The sequence below is a fragment of the Flavobacterium alkalisoli genome, from assembly GCF_008000935.1.
GTDB lineage: Bacteria > Bacteroidota > Bacteroidia > Flavobacteriales > Flavobacteriaceae > Flavobacterium > Flavobacterium alkalisoli.
Map to the genome: position 1 here is coordinate 785,015 of NZ_CP042831.1, position 19,843 is coordinate 804,857.

14 protein-coding genes are annotated in these 19,843 nt (G+C 41.1%); 4 read left to right on the forward strand and 10 right to left on the reverse strand.

Annotated elements, in window-relative coordinates:
* Nucleotides 1-39: 39 nt before the first annotated feature.
* Nucleotides 40-3,348 carry a transcription-repair coupling factor gene (gene mfd / locus FUA48_RS03360; protein ID WP_394349207.1) on the forward strand — a complete coding sequence of 1,103 codons (3,309 nt, stop codon included), beginning with the start codon at nt 40-42 and terminating at the stop codon, nt 3,346-3,348.
* Between the two features lie 36 nt (nt 3,349-3,384).
* Here mfd and FUA48_RS03365 read toward each other — a convergent pair whose 3' ends face one another.
* The 5 genes from FUA48_RS03365 to FUA48_RS03385 form a co-directional block, all read right to left on the reverse strand.
* Nucleotides 3,385-4,479: an MBL fold metallo-hydrolase gene (locus tag FUA48_RS03365; protein WP_205729429.1), complete on the reverse strand. Its 1,095-nt coding sequence runs from the start codon at nt 4,477-4,479 to the stop codon at nt 3,385-3,387.
* A 79-nt stretch (nt 4,480-4,558) separates the two neighbouring features.
* Nucleotides 4,559-5,119, reverse strand: a complete 561-nt coding sequence (locus tag FUA48_RS03370; protein WP_168196935.1) for a TetR/AcrR family transcriptional regulator — start codon at nt 5,117-5,119, stop codon at nt 4,559-4,561.
* 123 nt (nt 5,120-5,242) lie between these two features.
* Entirely contained in the window at nt 5,243-5,905 is a 663-nt protein-coding gene (locus tag FUA48_RS03375) for an aspartate kinase (protein ID WP_129750455.1), read from the reverse strand.
* A gap of 77 nt (nt 5,906-5,982) precedes the next feature.
* Nucleotides 5,983-6,342, reverse strand: coding sequence for a YraN family protein (locus FUA48_RS03380; protein WP_147582156.1), 360 nt, complete (start codon nt 6,340-6,342; stop codon nt 5,983-5,985).
* The gene (locus FUA48_RS03385; protein WP_147582158.1) at nt 6,343-7,239 is read right to left on the reverse strand and encodes a S66 peptidase family protein; all 897 of its coding nucleotides are present in this window, start codon (nt 7,237-7,239) and stop codon (nt 6,343-6,345) included.
* A gap of 246 nt (nt 7,240-7,485) precedes the next feature.
* Here FUA48_RS03385 and metG point away from each other — a divergent pair, with 246 nt between their 5' ends.
* Entirely contained in the window at nt 7,486-9,549 is a 2,064-nt protein-coding gene (gene metG, locus FUA48_RS03390) for a methionine--tRNA ligase (protein WP_147582160.1), read from the forward strand.
* A gap of 56 nt (nt 9,550-9,605) precedes the next feature.
* On the opposite strand, the gene FUA48_RS03395 is transcribed toward metG, so the two are convergent.
* Nucleotides 9,606-10,235 (reverse strand): nitroreductase family protein, encoded by a 630-nt coding sequence (locus FUA48_RS03395; RefSeq protein WP_147582162.1) that lies wholly within the window; start codon nt 10,233-10,235, stop codon nt 9,606-9,608.
* A gap of 216 nt (nt 10,236-10,451) precedes the next feature.
* Between FUA48_RS03395 and FUA48_RS03400 the strand changes: the two genes are divergently transcribed.
* Nucleotides 10,452-10,769 carry a hypothetical protein gene (locus FUA48_RS03400; RefSeq protein ID WP_147582163.1) on the forward strand — a complete coding sequence of 106 codons (318 nt, stop codon included), beginning with the start codon at nt 10,452-10,454 and terminating at the stop codon, nt 10,767-10,769.
* Nucleotides 10,769-11,671 (forward strand): histone deacetylase family protein, encoded by a 903-nt coding sequence (locus FUA48_RS03405; RefSeq protein ID WP_147582164.1) that lies wholly within the window; start codon nt 10,769-10,771, stop codon nt 11,669-11,671. Before FUA48_RS03400 ends, FUA48_RS03405 begins: the two co-directional genes overlap by 1 nt.
* Before the next feature lie 38 nt (nt 11,672-11,709).
* Here FUA48_RS03405 and FUA48_RS03410 read toward each other — a convergent pair whose 3' ends face one another.
* From FUA48_RS03410 to FUA48_RS03425, 4 genes are all read right to left on the reverse strand, one after another.
* A complete protein-coding gene (locus tag FUA48_RS03410) occupies nt 11,710-16,563 on the reverse strand; it encodes a DNA repair ATPase (protein ID WP_147582165.1) in 4,854 nt (1,617 codons plus the stop codon).
* A gap of 38 nt (nt 16,564-16,601) precedes the next feature.
* Complete coding sequence (locus FUA48_RS03415; RefSeq protein ID WP_147582166.1) at nt 16,602-16,922, reverse strand: carboxypeptidase-like regulatory domain-containing protein; 321 nt, start codon at nt 16,920-16,922, stop codon at nt 16,602-16,604.
* 77 nt (nt 16,923-16,999) lie between these two features.
* The gene (locus FUA48_RS03420; protein ID WP_240732578.1) at nt 17,000-19,033 is read right to left on the reverse strand and encodes a flotillin family protein; all 2,034 of its coding nucleotides are present in this window, start codon (nt 19,031-19,033) and stop codon (nt 17,000-17,002) included.
* A gap of 150 nt (nt 19,034-19,183) precedes the next feature.
* Nucleotides 19,184-19,837, reverse strand: coding sequence for an OB-fold-containig protein (locus FUA48_RS03425; RefSeq protein WP_147582170.1), 654 nt, complete (start codon nt 19,835-19,837; stop codon nt 19,184-19,186).
* Nucleotides 19,838-19,843: the final 6 nt, after the last annotated feature.

Genomic DNA, 19,843 nt, shown 5'->3' on the forward strand with positions numbered 1-19,843 from the left:
ATCTTAGAAAAATACAGTCAGTCGGCCAAAGTAAAACAAATTAGCGACAGCCTTTTACAGCGTGAAAATAAACTTCATGTAAAAGGTCTTACCGGCTCTTCGCTGTCGTTTGTTATAGATCCGCTGTTCAGGCAAAGTGAACTTCCTTTTCTTCTTATATTTAAAGACAAGGAAGAGGCAGCTTATTACCTGAACGATCTGGAGCAGCTTACAGGAGCTAACGATGTTTTGTTCTATCCAGGTTCTTACAGGAGGCCTTACCAGATAGAGGAAACCGATAATGCCAATGTACTGCTTAGGGCCGAAGTGCTTAACCGCATCAACTCACGCAAAAAACCGGCAATAATAGTTTCCTATCCCGAAGCCCTTTTTGAAAAAGTAGTTACCCGTAAAGACCTTGACAAGAATACGCTTAAGGTAGCGGTAGGCGATCAGGTTTCTATAGATTTTATTAATGAGGTACTGTTTGAGTATGAGTTCCGTCGTGTGGATTTTGTTACCGAACCGGGTGAATTCTCGGTACGCGGGGGTATTGTAGACGTATTCTCTTTCTCTAACGACAACCCTTACCGAATTGAGTTTTTTGGCAATGAGGTAGACAGTATCCGTACGTTTGATGTGGAAACACAACTTTCTCTGGAAAAGCAGAAAAAAATTACGGTTATCCCTAATATGGAAAATAAGTTTTTGCAGGAAAAACGCGAAAGCTTCTTAGACTATATTAACGAGAAGACCGTACTTTTTATACAAAATACCGAAGGGCTTTTAAGCCAGTTGGATTCATTATTCCATAAAGCAAGTGAGGCTTTTGAAAAACTGAGCAAAGACATAAAGCATGCTTCTCCCGAAGAGCTTTTTCTTAACCAGCAGTCTTTTGTTAAGCGGGCTTTAGACTTTACGGTTGTTGAGCTTGCATCAAAGGCGGTTTTTAAAACTCAAAAAAGTTTTGAGTTCTACATTCAGCCGCAGCCGTCATTCAACAAACAGTTTGACCTGTTGCTTAACAACCTCAACGACAACCATAATAACGGATTTAAAAACTACCTGTTTTGCTCTAACGAGTCGCAGGCAAAACGTTTTCACGATATTTTTGAAAGCCTTGACGATGCTAATCACGAGGATGTGCGCAAGCAATACAAAACAATTGTTTTCCCAATCTATGAAGGGTTTATAGACGAGGAGAACCAGATTGCCTGCTATACCGATCACCAGATTTTTGAACGTTACCATAAGTTCAGCATCAAAAACGGTTACTCCAAAAAACAAACCATTACCCTTAAGGAGCTTAACTCCCTTTCGGTAGGCGACTATGTAACTCACATAGACCACGGTATAGGTAAATTTGGCGGACTGCAAAAAATTCAGGTGGAAGGCAAAACACAGGAAGCCATAAAACTGGTTTATGCCGATAATGATATTGTATATGTAAGCATTCACTCGCTGCACAAAATATCAAAATATAACGGGAAGGACGGCACACCTCCCAAAATATACAAACTGGGATCGAGTGCCTGGAAAACCCTTAAACAAAAAACAAAAGCCAGGGTTAAACATATTGCCTTTAACCTTATACAGCTGTATGCAAAACGCAGGCTGGAAAAAGGTTTCCAGTATGCTCCGGATAGTTACCTGCAGGCAGAACTGGAATCGTCTTTTATTTATGAGGATACTCCGGATCAGATTACTGCAACTCGTGATGTAAAAGCAGACATGGAAAGCGAACGCCCAATGGACCGCCTTGTTTGTGGTGATGTAGGTTTTGGTAAAACCGAGGTGGCCATACGTGCCGCCTTTAAGGCAGTAGACAATGGTAAGCAGGTGGCCATACTGGTACCTACTACCATACTGGCATTCCAGCACTTTAAAACATTTCGTGAGCGTCTAAAGGATATGCCTGTTACCATAGGCTATATAAACCGTTTCCGTACGGCAAAGCAAAAAAACGAAACACTTAAAGACCTTTCCGAAGGCAAACTCGACATTATAATAGGTACGCACCAGCTTACCAATAAAAATGTGGTGTTTAAAAACCTGGGGCTTCTTATTGTGGATGAGGAGCAGAAGTTTGGTGTAAATGTAAAAGACAAACTTAAAACCATAGCTCAAAATGTAGATACCCTTACCCTAACGGCTACCCCTATACCACGAACACTTCAGTTCTCGCTTATGGCTGCCAGGGACTTATCGGTAATAACAACGCCTCCACCTAACCGTTACCCTATAGAATCACAGGTGGTAGGGTTTAACGAAGAGATTATTCGCGATGCTATTTCTTATGAGATACAGCGTGGCGGGCAGGTATACTTTATTAATAACCGTATTGAGAACATTAAGGAAGTTGCCGGAATGATACAACGACTTGTTCCCGGAGCTAAGGTTGGTATAGGACACGGACAGATGGAAGGTAAAAAACTGGAAGAGCTTATGCTTGCCTTTATGGATGGTGATTTTGATGTACTGGTAGCCACTACCATTATAGAAAGCGGCCTTGACGTTCCTAATGCCAATACCATATTCATTAATAACGCCAATAACTTTGGGCTTAGTGACCTGCACCAAATGCGCGGGCGTGTAGGCCGAAGCAATAAAAAGGCATTCTGTTACTTTATAACACCACCTTATTCTGCCATGACCGAAGATGCCCGCAAGCGTATTCAGGCACTGGAGCAGTTTAGCGATTTGGGCAGCGGTTTTAACATCGCCATGAAAGACCTTGAAATTCGTGGTGCCGGAGATTTATTAGGAGGAGAACAAAGCGGGTTTATTAATGAGATTGGTTTTGAAACCTACCAAAAGATTATGAACGAAGCCATAGAGGAACTTAAGGAAAATGAATTTAAGGACCTTTATGAGGAAGTGGAAGGTACTAACGAAAAAGAATACGTTAAGGATATTCAGATCGATACCGATTTCGAGTTGCTATTCCCTGACGAATATGTAAACAATATTACCGAAAGGCTTAACCTGTACAACGAGTTAAGCACCATTAAAAACGACGAAGAGCTTAACGTTTTTGAACAGAAATTAATTGACCGTTTTGGTGCTTTACCAAAAGAGGCACAGGCTCTTTTAACCAGTATGCGCATTAAGTGGCTGGCAACAAAAATGGGTGTGGAAAAACTGGTGCTTAAACAAGGGAAAATGCTTGGCTATTTTGTATCCGATCAACAATCGGCTTACTATCAGTCGGGTGCTTTCCATAAAGTACTACAGTTTGTACAAAAACATCCTTCCCTTATACGAATGAAGGAAAAACAAACCAAAAACGGATTGCGACTGCTTATTACTTTTGAGAATGTAAAATCGGTTAAGAAAGCAAAAGAACTGCTTGAAATGGTTTTTGAATAAAATAAAAAAAGCGGACTTTATAGTCCGCTTTTTATTTTAATTAAGTTCGTTCCACCACTGCTGCTGCGGAATACCAATATCAGTAAGATTTGTCTTTTCACCTATCATAGGGGTAAACAACGGCATCCCTTTTTGGCCTGCCTCATCTACAACTGTTTTTATAGATTCGTCCCAGGCATGTAAAGCCAGTGAGAATTTAGACCAGTGTACCGGCATAAGCCTTTTGGTCTTTAAATCTGCTGCCGCCTGTACCACCTGCTGCGGCATCATGTGTATGTATTTCCAGTACTCATTATATTGTCCGCATTCTAAAATAGCCAGGTCAAACGGCCCATACTTATCGCCTATTTCCTTAAAAAAGTAATCGTAACCGGAGTCACCTCCCAAAAACAATTTCATACTTGGTGTTTGTAGTACAAAAGATACCCATAACGCTTTGTTCCTGCTAAAACTCCTTCCTGAAAAATGCCTGGCCGGGGTAATATCTACCGTAAAGCCATCGCCCAGTTCCACATGTTCACCCCAGTCTTTTTCCTCAATAATTGCGGTGTCATACCCCCAGTACTCCAGGTGTTGTGCTGTACCCAAACCTGTAACCACTTTCTTTACTTTTGATTTAAGTTTTAAAACGGTATCATAATCCAAATGATCCCAATGGTCATGACTGATAAACAGGATATCTATATCAGGGAAATCGTCTGCCGTATAGGCATCACTACCGGGATAAGCCTTGTTTGTGAAACCAATCGGAGAAACACTTCCGCTAAAAACCGGGTCAACCAAAATGGTCTTACCGTCTACCTGCATAAAATAGGACGAGTGCCCAAACCAAACTATTACATTCTCTTTCGGGTCCAGATGTAATAAGTCTTCTTTTTTTGTAGGGATACTGTCCTGTGGCTTGTTACGTTCCTTTTTTCCGAAAAAGAACTCCTTAAATACGGTGTAGTAACTGGTGCCTTCGGCAAGATCTGGCGTATGGCTGAGATTTTGGAATTTGCCATCCCTGTAATTAGGCGACTGTTTTATCCTCTCCAGCCTTGCTCCCGCAGGCTGTTTGCCAAATTGCGGCTGTTGCATAAATATAGCCGTTGCCACTATCAGCAACGCTATGACAATAAGTATTGACATAAATATTCTTTTAATTATTTTTTTTAACCGTTTCATCTATATTGATTGACTAATCACTCTAAAATTTGTTCAAATTTTTTTAAACCAGCATTCCCCATAACATCTCAAAGCTATCGTCAATAACCTGCTGTTGTTTTGCTTTGGTAAGCTTGTATTTATTAAGGTAAGAATACAGCCCGAAAATATGGCTGCCCATAATGGTGTGTATAAAATCTGTATCGCGTTCTTTAATTGCGCCCGCATCTATAGCCTCTTGTATCTGATCACAGCTCTTCTTCAATGTTTTCTTCACCTCTTCGGGAGATAACAACGATGCAAAAGGAGACGTGCTAAACAGCTGGGCATAATAAAACTCATTGGTGTTTTTTAGCGACCAGTCTAACACTGCCCTGAACTGACTCCTGAACTTTTCCTTCGGATTGGTTTCCGCTTTGGAATGCTCCTCTACATAAGCGCCCATTTTTGATTTTACATACAGATAAAGTGACACGATAAGATCTTCTTTGGTCTTATAATAATGAAACAAGGTACCGTTTGCCACACCGGCTTCCTTAGCTATTTTGCTGGTAGGGGTTGCATGAAACCCGTTTTCAACAAAAAGCCTTAATGCTGTTGTAAGTATTTGTTCCTGTTTATCCATTGTCATATTAGACCGACTAATCACTCTACAAAGATATATCTTTTTTATTAAAAACAAAACCCTTTCAATAAGAAAGGGTTCGTTTTATCATCATGTGTGTGTTTTAATTGTCAAAAAGCCTAATTAGCTTAGATTTTTAAGGTCTTTTATAACCTTAAAGGCAACATCTACCTCCTGCTCGCTTACCAAAATGGTAAACTCATAAGAAGTTGAGATAACCTCATTGATTATAATACCTTCCCATGCTAACCTTTGGAAAATATAATAATACACACCCGGTGTAGAAATATTATCTTTAGGCAGCTTTACAGTAATAGACGCCAGATTATCTGTGCGTTCAATCTGTTTTTCATCGGCAAACAACTTTTCTACGATGTGATCTATAGAAGAGCTTACCACGATGTTAGTTTCGTTTACACCTCTTGATGAAGTGTAGAAAACCTCAGGGAACGAATTGATATTAGATATCAGGTCGGCCTGCTTGTTAAGAATGGTGTCAGAAATCGCAAAAGTATAATCCGTTAAAGATGACCTTACGGTTATCTCGCCAATAGAACGAAGTACTTTTACAATTTTGTGATTTACTCTGAAATCAAGGTCCTCAGAAAGTCTTTTTAAAGACATTACAACAGCTCCCTGCTTAACGTCTTTACCAATTTCCTGTTCAAGTTCGGGCATCATTGTTCTCGCGAGAGAGGTAAGGTTGATGATACCTTGCGACAACGCACTTAATAAAAAGGGCTTTGTCTTGATGTAGTGTTCTACTACAGAAGAAATAGTTTTCATAGCTTAATAGGTTGTTACATAAAGTCTTTTCCCGTAACAAATATAAAAAATAAAAATAATTGTTACATATTTAACAACTAAAAATAAAAAAAAGCGTCAACTATATGTTCTATAACAAAATTGCCGTTATTGTTATAAATTGATACTATATCAAACCGTACTTCAGCGTCTAAATCATAAAGGTTAATATACTCATCTACAGCCTTTACCATTAATTTTATCTTCTTTGGTGTAACAAAATCCTGCGGAAGGCCAAATTCAAGGCTCGATCGCGTCTTTACTTCCACAACGGCAAGGATATCTCCCTTTTTTGCAAGGATATCTATTTCTGCTTTCTGAAAAACCCAGTTGGTTTCCAGTATTTCATAACCTTCCTTAAGCAAAAAATCTACGGCCAGTTCTTCGCCTTTTTTGCCCAGTTCATTATGCTCTGCCATTTATTCAAATGTCACTTTAGTGCCCTGTGCCGTTACTTCAAGAGTGATTTTCTTTCCAAAAACAAGAGCCCTGTTATCGGTTGTATGTCCTGCGGGGAAATTAAAGCAAATAGGTATATCGTAGTCTTTGGTAATGTCTTTTATAATTTCGAGCGCATCATGCCCCCATGGTATATCATTATCATTCATCTTGGTCATCCCACCAATAATAATACCTTTCACATTCTTAAAGTAACCGTTGCGTTTTAGGTTCATCATCATACGGTCTATATGGTACAGGTACTCGTCAAGGTCTTCAATAAAAAGGATCTTGTCTTTATAATCCACTTCCGATTCCGATCCGACAATACTGTACAATACCGAAAGGTTACCCCCTACCAATTCTCCTGTAGCTTTACCCTGTTTATTATAAGAGTGCGCCGGGATGCTGTATTGCAGTTTCTCTCCAAAAAGTGCTTTTCTTAAAGTCTCCTTAGCGGCATCGGTAGCATGAAGCACACTTACACACATAATACCGTGCAGGGTTGCAATATCCATATTATTGATATGGCTGTGCAGTACGGTAGCATCACTAAAGCCAATAATCCATTTGGGGTGCTTTTTAAAGTTGTCAAACTTTATACGGTCTACCATCCTCACAGTACCGTAACCACCCTTAGCACACCATACTGCCTTTATGGAAGGATTGTCTATCATTTCCTGAAAATCGGTTGCGCGCTGCCAGTCGGCCCCGGCAAGCTGATTGTTTTCCTTACCTATGCTTTTACCTATTACCACATTAAGCCCCCAGCTTTTAAGCAAATCTATAGCAGGCTGCAGGTGTACGGCTTCAACTTTGCGGGCGGTGGCTACTATGCCCACAGTATCTCCTTTAGTAAGGTACGGCGGAATTTTCATAAGGTCTTGTGCTTGTATTAGAGATGTAAAATGTATTAAGGTTAAAACTAAAACGGCTTTTATAAATCGTGATATCCTTTGCATTCGCTTATTTTTTCAGTTAAACAAACTTAACGAAAAATACCGACTATGTCTTCGTTCAAATTCTTAACAATTATACAAAATCAGTATCGCTCTTATTACAATAAGGGTACAAAAAATAACGCTAATTATTCGTACTTTTGCGATTCAATTTAAATTTTCGAGATGTTACAAGATCCAAAAAGATATACTGTTACGGCAGCATTGCCTTATACTAACGGGCCTATACATATAGGTCACCTGGCTGGTGTTTATGTTCCTTCTGATATTTATTCGCGTTACCTTAGGTTACAGGGTAAAGATGTGGCGTTTATTTGCGGAAGCGACGAGCATGGTGTGGCAATATCCATGAAGGCTAAAAAAGAAGGCATTACTCCGCAGCAGGTAATAGATAAGTACCACACTATTATCAAGCAGTCTTTTGAGGATTTTGGTATCTCTTTCGATAACTATTCCCGTACTTCAGCCAAAGTACACCATGAAACGGCAAGTGAGTTTTTCAGGAAACTGTATGATGAAGGGAAATTTATTGAAGAAGTAACCGAACAGCTTTATGATGAGGAAGCACACCAGTTCCTGGCCGACCGTTTTGTAACAGGTACCTGCCCTAAATGTGGTAATGAGGAGGCTTATGGCGACCAGTGTGAAAGATGTGGTTCATCGCTTAACGCTACCGATCTTATCAATCCGAAATCGACAATAACCGGATCTAAACCGGTATTAAAGGAAACCAAGCACTGGTTCCTTCCGCTGGATCAATATGATACCTTTTTAAGGGAATGGGTACTGGAAGGCCATAAAAACGACTGGAAACCTAATGTATTCGGTCAGGTAAAATCATGGCTGGACGACGGACTTAAGCCTCGTGCGGTTACCCGCGACCTTGACTGGGGTATCCCGGTACCGGTAGATGGTGCCGAAGGTAAAGTACTTTATGTTTGGTTTGACGCTCCTATAGGTTACATATCATCTACAAAAGAGTGGGCGCAACGCGAAGGAAAAGACTGGGAACCTTACTGGAAAAGCAACGATACCAAACTGGTACACTTTATAGGTAAGGATAATATTGTTTTCCACTGTGTGATATTCCCTGCCATGCTTAAAGCAGAAGGTACTTATATATTACCGGACAACGTTCCTGCAAACGAGTTCCTTAACCTTGAAGGCAACAAACTATCTACTTCTAAAAACTGGGCAGTATGGTTGCACGAGTACCTTGAAGATTTTCCGGGCAAACAGGATGTACTGCGCTATGCATTAACTTCTAATGCCCCTGAGACTAAGGACAACGACTTTACCTGGAAAGATTTTCAGGCAAGAAACAATAACGAGCTGGTAGCCATATTTGGTAACTTTATAAACCGTGTGGTAGTACTTAGCAACAAATATTACAACGGTGTTATTCCTGCACCAAATGAGTTTAGTGATGTAGATGAGGCTACGCTTACCGAAATGCGTGCGTATCCTGCTGTTATAGCGAGCTCTGTAGAGCGTTACCGTTTTAGGGAAGCCCTTAGCGAACTGATGAACCTTGCCCGCCTTGGTAACAAATACCTTGCAGATGAGGAGCCTTGGAAAATGGTAAAAGAAAACCCTGCAAGGGTACAGACACAAATGTATGTGGCATTACAGATTGCTGCGGCATTATCGGTACTTTCTGAGCCATTCCTTCCGTTTACGGCAGCTAAACTTAAAAGCATGCTTAACCTTGCTGACGGCGAACTGGCATGGAATGATATTACACTTAAGGAAGATCTTATAAAAGCAGGCCATCAGATAGGGCAGGCAGAACTGCTTTTTGCTAAAATAGAAGACGAAGAAATACAAAAACAAGTGGAGAAACTGGAAGCTACAAAAACAGCTAACAATGCAGCCAATAAGACTGTAGAACCTCAAAAAGAGACTATTACTTTTGAAGATTTTGCCAAGATGGATATCCGTACGGGTACTATTCTTGAAGCAGAAAAAATGCCTAAAGCCAACAAGCTTTTAGTATTAAAAGTAGATACGGGTATTGATGTTCGTACTATTGTTTCGGGTATTGCAGAAAGTTTTAAACCTGAAGATATAATAGGCAAACGTGTTAGCGTTCTTGTTAACCTTGCCCCTCGTGCCCTTAGAGGTGTGGAGAGCCAGGGTATGATTCTTATGACACAAAATGCCGAAGGCAAACTGGTTTTCATTAACCCGGATGCTGATGGTGTTGGTAACGGTGAAATGATTAGTTAATCCGTTCCCTGTTAATATAAAAAAGGCTCCCAATCGGGAGCCTTTTACTTTTATGCTTAGTCTAATTCCTTTATCAGTTCCTCTTTAGTCTTTCTTGCTTTTTTCATTGTTATCAGCCAGTCCTTTTCGGTATCACGATAGCCTAAAGGCAGTAATAATACGCTTTTAAAGCCCTGTTCTTTAAGCCCTAAAAGCTCATCCAAAGCCTCAGGGTTAAAGCCTTCTATCGGGGTTGCGTCTACCTTTTCGGTAGCAGCGGCTGCTATGGCAAAACTAAAAGCAATATAGGCCTGATGTGCCGCATGGTTATAGTTAACTTCAGCCGGTCTGTTTGCATACGACTTAATTAAAAACTGACGGTACTCATCCCATTTTTCACTAAAGCCACGCACCGCATACATACTCTTAAAGGTATCTGTAATACGCTCTTCAGTATAATTATCCCATGCTGCAAATATCAGCAGGTGGGAACAGTCCCTTATTACGGTCTGATTATTGGCAACAGGCATGATCTTATTTTTAAGCTCCTCGCCTTTAACCACAAGTACCTCAAAAGGCTGAAGCCCGCTAGATGTAGGCGCCAGCCGTACCGCTTCTAAAATCCTTTCTATTTTATCGTCTGCTATCTTCTCACCATTCATGGCTTTGGTAGCATATCTCCAGTTTAAATGTTCTAAAAATTCCATATGTAGTATTTTACCGAGTGCAGGGCCCTTTTTTGACTTTCAAAACATAAACCCTGTCTCCTCATTTTGAAATGCAAAAATACGATGATAAATGCAATACGCTTAAAAAGTTTGTTTATTTAACCCTGTAACCTTTAAAAAGAACATAACTAAACCTCTATCAGCAAATTAATCGCTAACTTTATAGTACATACTAACCATTTATACCTAAGAATTATGAACAGGAACACAAAAGGTTTTCTGGTATTTATAGCATTAATGTCATTGCTTTTTGTTTTAGTCGATGTGTTTTTATGGATAAATGTTGCCAATGGCTTTGACGGAAAGGAAGAAATGCGTTCGGCTTATATACAGCATTACCCTAATCCTGTAAGAAACCTGCAGGGGCTTATTATACTGCCGTTGGTATTGCTTACCTTTGCTTCGCTGTTTTTTATACGTTCGGCCAGAACCAATTTCATTAAGATAGCCGGGGCAACACTTGCTGTCCTGCTGGCCATTTTTTTAATCTGGAAAATGTTCTCTATTTATTAATGCTCCCTATAGCTTACCACCCCATTTACAAACATCCGTTACCGGAAGGCCACCGCTTTCCCATGATAAAATATGAACTCCTGCCTCAGCAATTACTTCATGAAGGCACGGCTGTGAAAAGCGATTTCTATTCGCCTTCCCTGCCCGATATGCAGCATATACTTGAGGTACATAAAAAGGAATATGTGGATGAGCTTGTTAATTTGACACTTGACCCAAGGGCGGTTAGAAAAATCGGTTTTCCGCTTTCGGCAGAACTGGTGGAAAGGGAACTGCGCATTGCCGAAGGTACTATTTGGGGATGCCATAAAGCTATGGAACACGGCATTGCCTTTAATATTGCAGGCGGCACACACCATGCCTACAGCAACAGGGGTGAGGCGTTTTGCCTGCTTAACGATCAGGCGATAGGGGCAAAATACCTCATCAATAACAAACTGGCTAAAAAAGTACTGATTGTAGACCTTGACGTACATCAGGGTAACGGTACTGCCGAGATATTTGAAGGTAATAACGATATATTTACCTTTTCCATACATGGTAAAAGCAACTATCCGTTTAAAAAGGAAACGTCTGACCTTGATATTGCCCTACCGGATAATACCGGAGATGCCGAATACCTTTCCATACTGGAAGATACATTACCTAAACTTATTGAGACTGAAAAGCCCGATTTTATTTTTTACCTGAGTGGGGTAGACATACTAGCTTCTGACAAACTGGGTAAATTAGGCTGTACTATTGAAGGGTGCAGGCAACGTGATGAGTATGTACTATCGCTTTGCCATAAATTGGGTATACCGGTGCAATGCAGTATGGGTGGAGGTTACAGCCCCGATATCAAAATTATTATTGAAGCCCACGCCAATACTTACAGAGTGGCAAGGCATATATATGTATAAAAAAAAGCGGGGCAATTGCCCCGCTTCTTCTTTCATAGCTATTTCTCCCTCAACCCCTGACGCAATATTTCTTTTATACCTTCTATATGCTGGGTAAATTCCATTACCTGCGAAAGCATCTGCGCCATTTCATTCTTATCTCCAAAGCCTTTCAGCTTATTGTTTTTCACAAAGGTTTCCTTAATGGAAGCCCAGCGTTCTTTTTCATCATCGCCCAGCATACCTGTCATTTCCTTAAACTTTAACAGGTTGGCTTCGGCAGCACTGGTAAGCGTTTGTGTCTCGTTTTGATAATGCGATAACAATAAGGTTTGTATCTCGGCATCATTCATTACAGGAACAATTTTACCCACCAGCTTGTTCATATCACGGTACGATCCCTGTAGCCTGAAAGGCGGTTCGGTACGGTAGGCATCTTCCATCGCTGCCGATGCTATATAGGCTGCATTAGTCTTAAGCACAACCTTACGCACTTTAACCACTTTATCCAGTAATGAGATGTAAGTCTCAATATCCTGCTTGGTGTGGTTACCCTTAAGCTCCAGTCCGTCACGCTGCCCTGTTTCGGCCATAGTGATGAGCGGATACAGGTCGTCCATACTTTTAGAAGCCAGTTGTGCCAGTACCGGGTTTGAAGTAAGCGCATTTTCAATAAGGCTCAGTTCAAACAACTGTGAGGTGTTGCCAATTACATCTCCCAGATTATAAATATCAGCACGGTTGGCAAGCATGTCCGGTATACGGAATTTCTCTCCTGTTTCGGTATACGGGTTACCCGCCATTACCACACAGAATTTCTTAGCCTTCATGTCATACGTTTTAGGCTGTCCGTTGTATACACCCTCAATCTTACGGGTACCATCGGCAAGCGAAATAAACTTTTGCAGGAACTCAGGACTGCAATGCTGAATATCGTCCAGATACAGCATCACATTATTACCCATTTCCAGTGCAAGGTTCAGTTTCTTAAGCTCTTCCCTTGCTGCGGCATTATTTGCCGAAGACGGGTCTACCGAGGTTACCTCGTGTCCAATGGCCGGTCCGTTTATTTTCATAAACACAAGACCAAGCCTGTTTGCCAGATACTCCATAAGGGTAGTTTTACCATATCCAGGAGGCGAAACTAACAGTAGCATTCCCGAACGATCTGTACGGCGGTTCTCTCCGGCACTACCCAACTGCTTGGCAAGGTTATCACCAAACAACGGCAGGTACACCTGATCTATAAGTTTGTTACGCACAAACGAGGTTAATACCTTTGGCATAAACTCATTAAGCCTCAAATCTGTTTTAAGCTGTTGGGTAAGCTTATGGCGCTCTGCCCTAAAAGCCTCAAATGCCGGAACATCTACCGTAAAATACCTTTCCATTAACTGTACGAAATGGTGGTAATGGAAATGGTAAGTTCCCTCGGCAATCGTATTATGCGAACCTGCAAGACCTGTTATTTCCTCTTCCGGTTCAACATTGACTTTCTTCTCAGCCGACTCATGCCTGTACAACAGCAGGGCTGCAATTTCATACAGGTATTCCATATTGTCCTGCTGCCCTCCCTGATTAAGGTAAGACGACACCCACTGGGTTGCCAGCTGTATAGGGGCTTCTGTATCGTGGGCATTTTCAAGATTATGTCTAAACGCCACAGCGGCACCCTTATTTTCCAAGATTTTTACAAAGCTCTCCGCAAGATGCGAAGCTTTATGGCTTATACTGAAGGTATCATCATTTTTAAGTTCCTCAAACAGGTAACCGGCAATGGTATAAGCATCTGTATTACCGGTTTTGTTTAAGGCTCGCTTTTCAAGGAATTTTTCTATTTCCTGAGTCAGTTCCTCAACTATATAATCAAACTCTGTGCTGTTAGGGAATATGGCCAAAACGCCTCCCGCAGCTTTTATTTTACTGTTCAGTTTAGTGCGCTGCTCTTCCGGCAGGCTATACCAAAAAAACTGTGCACAGGCCCTAACCACAGGACTGTAACGTAACAGCCCCAATGTATGGTGTTTGCTTACCAAAGCCTTTAAAAACTTAAAGGCATCGGCATCATGCACCCCTTTTACATAACCTTCGGTATAGTTTTTAGAGGTCTCTTCACTAACCAGTTTTGCCAATTCCTCATCGGTAAAGTTGTTTAACTCTTCAGGATTATAGTTCCTGAAAATCTTATAAGCAAGGTAAGCACCCCTGTATATCTCATTATTCTCTGACACCAAATCCTGATCCCAGTATTTTTGTGATGACAAAAGGTTCTCACTTTTCAGTTCCTGATAAAAATCGGTACCTGTTAAGTGATAGTTCAGTTTACCGTCCCTGTACACAATGGTAAGGTCTAAAGGCTGCTTGTTTACTGCAAACCTATGGTTACCAAAACGAATTATATTATCGCCATCCTCATACAGTTCCTGCCTGTCCTTAAGCTTACGAAGGGCATCCTCCCGAGCCGATTTCAGCTCGGTTTCAATAGCCTCTGCCTTTCCGGTATCTTCCAATGCTACCAGCTGCTGCACCAAATCACGAAGTTTGGCAATCATAAGGTCAGAAGCAAAATAACCGTTTATATCCTCAACAGAATTGAATGTCAGGGCTTTTGAAGCCACATTTTTAAGTATACGCTGCGAAGCGCTCTCTATGGCAACTGCCTTCTTGTTTCGGGCTTCGGTAAGGCCGTTCTTTTTTGCTTCAAAAGCAGCATAAACCTCTTCCCTTTTTTCTATTATCGATTCGGTAAACTCCTCATAATCGGCAAAACGCGCTTCAAGGTCTTCAAGCTGAACCGATATCTTATTAAGCAGTTCTTCTGTCTTTTCCGGAGTATCTGCCCTGTCCAGTGCATTTACAATACTCTGGTCAATCAATTTGATTTGAGCAGCAAAGTCGGCCTTGGCTTCCTTACCTCCCAATGACGATATTTTGTTCTTAATATCTGCCTTAAGCCTGTTAAGCGTTGCAAATATGAGCGATATGTTATTGATGATCTGCGTAGACTGCGAAGTGTCTTCTATTTTTAGGTTAGACACTATATCAATAAGCATTTCCAAATCGGCTGTAATACCGTTTACCTCATCCTCAAGTTTGCGCGCCTCCATAACAGTGGCAATACCATCTAAATCCTTTTGCTTTTCCTCCACACGGTTATGATAAGGAACCAATGCCTTATCGTCCACAAGGAACTGCACGCAGTTTTGAGAAATCACCTCGGTTTGTTCTACTATTTCCTTTTCAAGATTCGTAATGAAATCCCCATCGGTATAACGTACTTCCCTAAGGCTTATCACTTCTCCGTGAAGCCCTCTTAAACCTGCCAGGTCAGATACAAAAACATCTATATCATTTAGCGGTGAGCTCTTTATCTTTTCAAATAACGTTTGGGCTTTCTGCCTAAGCTCATCGGTAAGCTTTTGCGCATTTTGCCTTAGTTGAACTACTTTTTCAAATTCGTCTATCGCTGCATTTGCCGTATTACGAATCTCGGTAAGGGGCAGGTGCAGCTCAAAGGTTTCCTTTGAGGTAATCCAGTAATAGGTGTCCAGTATGTTACGTGAAAGCCTGGTAAGGTCGGCATACAGCCCGTCATAATCATCATCCTTATTAAGCAGGATAATAATAGACTGGCAGTCGGCCATGGCCTTAACGATATCCTTGTTGCCTATTTTATATATGTAACTGTCCTTGTGCTGCGAAGGCATAATATCTCCTTTTACAAAAGGCGTTTGCCAAATTTGTATCAGGTGGTTCTTGGTTTGCTCTTCCGAAGCCTTAAAGTAACACAGCTCCCCGTTTTCAAGCAGCGTAAACCCGTTGCATATTATAGGGGTGTTTACCTGCTGCGTAATAAGGTTATAGGACATTAATACATACTGCCCGTACTTTTCCTCATAAAACACATACAGGAAATCTTCTCCGTTTGGCGAAGCAATCCTTTCCTGGAACAGCAGGTTCTCCAAACTGTTCTCAAAAATTTTATATTCGCCCGTCTGGAGGTAATATCCGTTAGAAAAGATGATACCATGCTCGTCCGGCAAGAGTATTGCCGATGTAGAGAGGCTGTCTACCTTTCTTACTTCCTGCAGTTTGTGATTATAGACAAAAAACCTGGCCTCCTCCTGAAACGGCTTAATCTGTAAGGTGACAAGGTTGCCCAAATCGGCAAACTTGTAGATTCCGTCGTCTAATGTTTGGTCAGGATGAATAACCTCCTCGTCATAAATCCCTTTACCTGTGGCAGTATTATCTTCAATTTTTATGGTTAGCGTGCCGCCCACAGTTTCAACAAATACCCTGTCCATAATAGACACGTGCGGGTGTTTGCCATACCTGTGCATATCGCGGGTGGTTTCCTGCCAGTTAAAATCGTGCTGCCTAGGGAAACGATATTCATGATCGCTTCGGTTATCCTGGTAGACCAGGCTATTTTCTTTTATAAGCCATTTAAAGGTTTTAACATCACTTATCCTGTCACTTATCTGGAAAACCATGTGCAGGTAGTTGCCTGTTATAAAGAACTTGCGAAACTCGGTATCCCTGTAATATTTGTACAGGTTATAGAAATCGGTAAGGAAAGTCTCATCGGCAATAAGCTCAAGCCCCTGCTTAATAAACTCGCCGTCCTCATAACTGTAGATACTGAATACGTCTTCGGTCTTGATATCAGTACGCAACCCAAAGTGCACATTGTAACCAAAAATACATTTATCGCCAATGGTTACTATATCGCTGGGGATACAGCTGTTATCGGTAATAATCCTGTTGTTGGCTATAAGTTTAGTTTCTATGCTGCCAAAAACCTCTTTTCGTGCCTCATTAAGTTTGTGCAGCCTGCCCAAAAGATCGTTCTTTTGGGTTTCAAGGCGGCTGCGTATAATTTCATATGTACCGCCTTCCAGTGTGCTCATGGTTGGTTGTTTTTTATTTATTATATAACCGGATAGGTTTAATTTGCTGGTTTCTTTTCAAGTTCAATAGTTTTTTCTTCTCCCGAAGATATTTCTACCTCCCCTGATGTATATCCTGCTTTTTCAATTATTACTTTCATTGGTGGACATCCAAACATTCCGCCTGATATACCTGAAAGTTCAAATTTGCCTAATGAATCGGTTTGTTTTTTATTGTAAGGTTTGTTTTTATTATACACCACAACATTCTTCAAAGGCTTTTTAGTTTCCTTGTCTATAACGATACCTTCTGCAACCTGATAACAGTCGCATGAAATAGTAATACATGTTATAAAAGCCAGCATTATTATTTTTTTCATAGTCTTTGAAAAAAGAAGGGTAATTCCCCGCACAGTGGCAGCTGCGCGGAGAAAAAATATAAAAAATCAAATAAAACTTATCCCAGTTTTTTGTCAGAAAGGCCAAGGTTTCCTGCCATATCCATAAGGTTAGAGAACAGGCCTTTTTCACCGTCATCGCTACTGCGTTTCTGCAGTTCCATAAGCAGGCCGGCTACCGTAAGGTTTTTAATATCTTCCGATGTAATGCCGTACTTATCTGCAAAGCCTTTAATCCTCTCTAAAAGATTTTCCTTTCCTTCGCTGCCGTCACCCAGTACCGCATCTTTAATATCGGTAATGTTTTCTGAATGATTTACCAGCCTGTCAAACCCTTTAGCCTTAGTTATCTGTCCAACAATCTGATCAAAGAACATGGTCTCACCACCCACAATATCAATCTTAGCAGCCTTAAGCGCCTCACCAATTACATTAGCCTGAGCATCGGCAATGTCTTTCTGGATGTTGATATGGGCAAGATCTACCTGAAGTTCTTTGTTTAGGCGTAGTTTAAACTCTTCGTGTTCTTTACCTACACCGTCAAGTTTCTTCATTGCTTCCGCTTTCTCTTCAATACCGCTGGCTTCTGCAAGGGCTTTTTCTTTAATCACATCAGCCTCTGCAACACCAAGTTGTTTTTCGGCCTCAGCTTTCGCCTTAATACCGGCAGCTTCTGCAAGGGCTTTTTTCTCGATAATAACAGCGTCAACAATACCCTGTCTTTCGCTGGCATCTGCCTTAGCATGCATTACCTGAGCTTCAGACAATCCTACAGTAGCATCTTCTTTAGCCTTAGCCTCTGCAAGTATCTTTCTTGCCTCAGCTTCTTTCTCGCTTGCAGCCATTTTAGCAGCAGCTTCGATATTGATCTCTTCGGCTTTTTGCTTAGCAGCTTCTTTTTCTGCCTCAGCAGCCTTAAGACGTTTAATGTAAAGCTCTTCACTTTCCTTTTCAGCAAGTGTAACAGCCACTTTTTTCCTTCTGTCTGCTTCTTTGAAGGCTTCTATATCCTTCATGTTCTCCTGCTCCTGAACCACGCCTTTTTCAAGCATTACCCTGTCGCGGATAACATTTTGTATGTTTTTACGCTCTACCTCAACGGCTTTGTCTTTTTCAATCTGGGCCAGTGTAACGATACGCTCTCTTTCTGTCTGCTCCAGCGCACGGTCTTTTTCTACCCTTTCGGTTTCGACAGCTGCTGTACGCTCTTTGTTTTTGGCAGCAACAATTACAAGCCTGTCCTTATTTTCTTCAGCTACCTGAACTTTCTCGGCAGTGCTAATTCTTGCTGTTTCAGATTTCAGCCTTTCCTCTTCAAACACTTTTGCAATCTCTGCCTCTTCACGAGCCTTGATGTTTGCAATTTCACGTTTTTGCTGTTCCTCTTTTTCTGCCAGCTGACGGTCTAAAGCCAGTATTGCCTCACGTGCTTCTACGTCCTGCTTGCGTATGGTTTTCTCCTCATCCCTTCTGATAAGGTTTGACTTGATATTTTGTACCGCAGTAAGCTCTGTAATTTTCTTGATACCCTCCGAATCCAGGATGTTATCTGATTTCAGGTGGCTAAGAGGTGTCTGCTCAAGGTCGTCTATAGCACAGTCGTCCAGTATGTATCCGTTAAGATCGGTACCGATAATGGAAATGATCTCTTCACGGAATTCGCTTCGTGCCTCATACAGTTCTACAAAATCAAACTTTTTACCTACTGTCTTTAACGCTTCCGAGAATTTTGCATCAAACAGATTGCGCAGTACATCAATTTCTGATGCCCTTTCACAGCCTATGGTTTGGGCCACATTAATAATATCGGCAGTAGATTTATTTATCTTGATAAAGAAGGTAACTTTAATATCGGCACGTATATTATCTTTACAGATAAGTCCGTTCACACCTGTACGCTCCACATCCAGTTTTTTCACAGAGATATCCATGATCTCCATTTTATGAAGTACCGGTACTACAAGCCCGGCATTAAAGAACACTTTTGTTCCTCCGGCTCCGGTGCGTACAATAACCTTGCCCTGTATAATTTTCTTATACATTGATACAATCCAAACAAGGGCTCCGATGAATACTATTATTATAGCAATCATCCCAACGAGTAAAGAATCTCCTAACATTTTAATTTAAAGGTGTTTTATGATAATAATTGGTTTAAAAAATAAATTCAATAATTGTCTGTATCACAGCCGATACGGCCGCAATAAAATGATTGATGATTGATAGCATGATTGGTTGGTTTTTTAATAATCGAATTTTTCAACGAGGTAATATTTCCTGTCTTCCGTTTCTCCCACTATAACCGCCTGCTGTCCGGCTGTAAGCCTTTCATCAGTATTGCTTCTCGCATAAATTTTCATGGGATCTCCGTTCACCGTCAGTTCCACCTGTCCCGTTTTATCCTGTGCCACGGCAGATATTACCGTACATCTCCTGCCTAAAAAATCTATTTCGGGTTCGCCCTTATGGTTTACCATTTTATATAGGTAGCCAAGGGGTTTGCTAAAGAGCTTTACCACAAAAAGGCTTAGTATAAAGTTTGGGATAAGCAGCAAAAAGCCCAATAATGTACTCTCTATCCCCAGGTAGTAGGTAACGTTAACTCCCACCAGCCACATTGAGAAAAAGATAATGGTTATTATGAACATGAGCGGGAGTTCGTCAAAATTAAAGTACTCCAGCGCTTTCATAAAACTGCTGCCCTCTGCAGCGTTCTCGCTTCCGGTAACATCGCTGTCAAAATCGGCATCCACATCTGCCGCGTCAAAATCAACGCTAAACAAATCGGGGTCTATGCCCGCAATAATAACCAGCAGCCAATAGATTACCATAATGATAGACATAATGGTAAAAAACGCATTTACAGGTGAAAAAGAAATCTCTATTAATTCCTTCATTGTTTT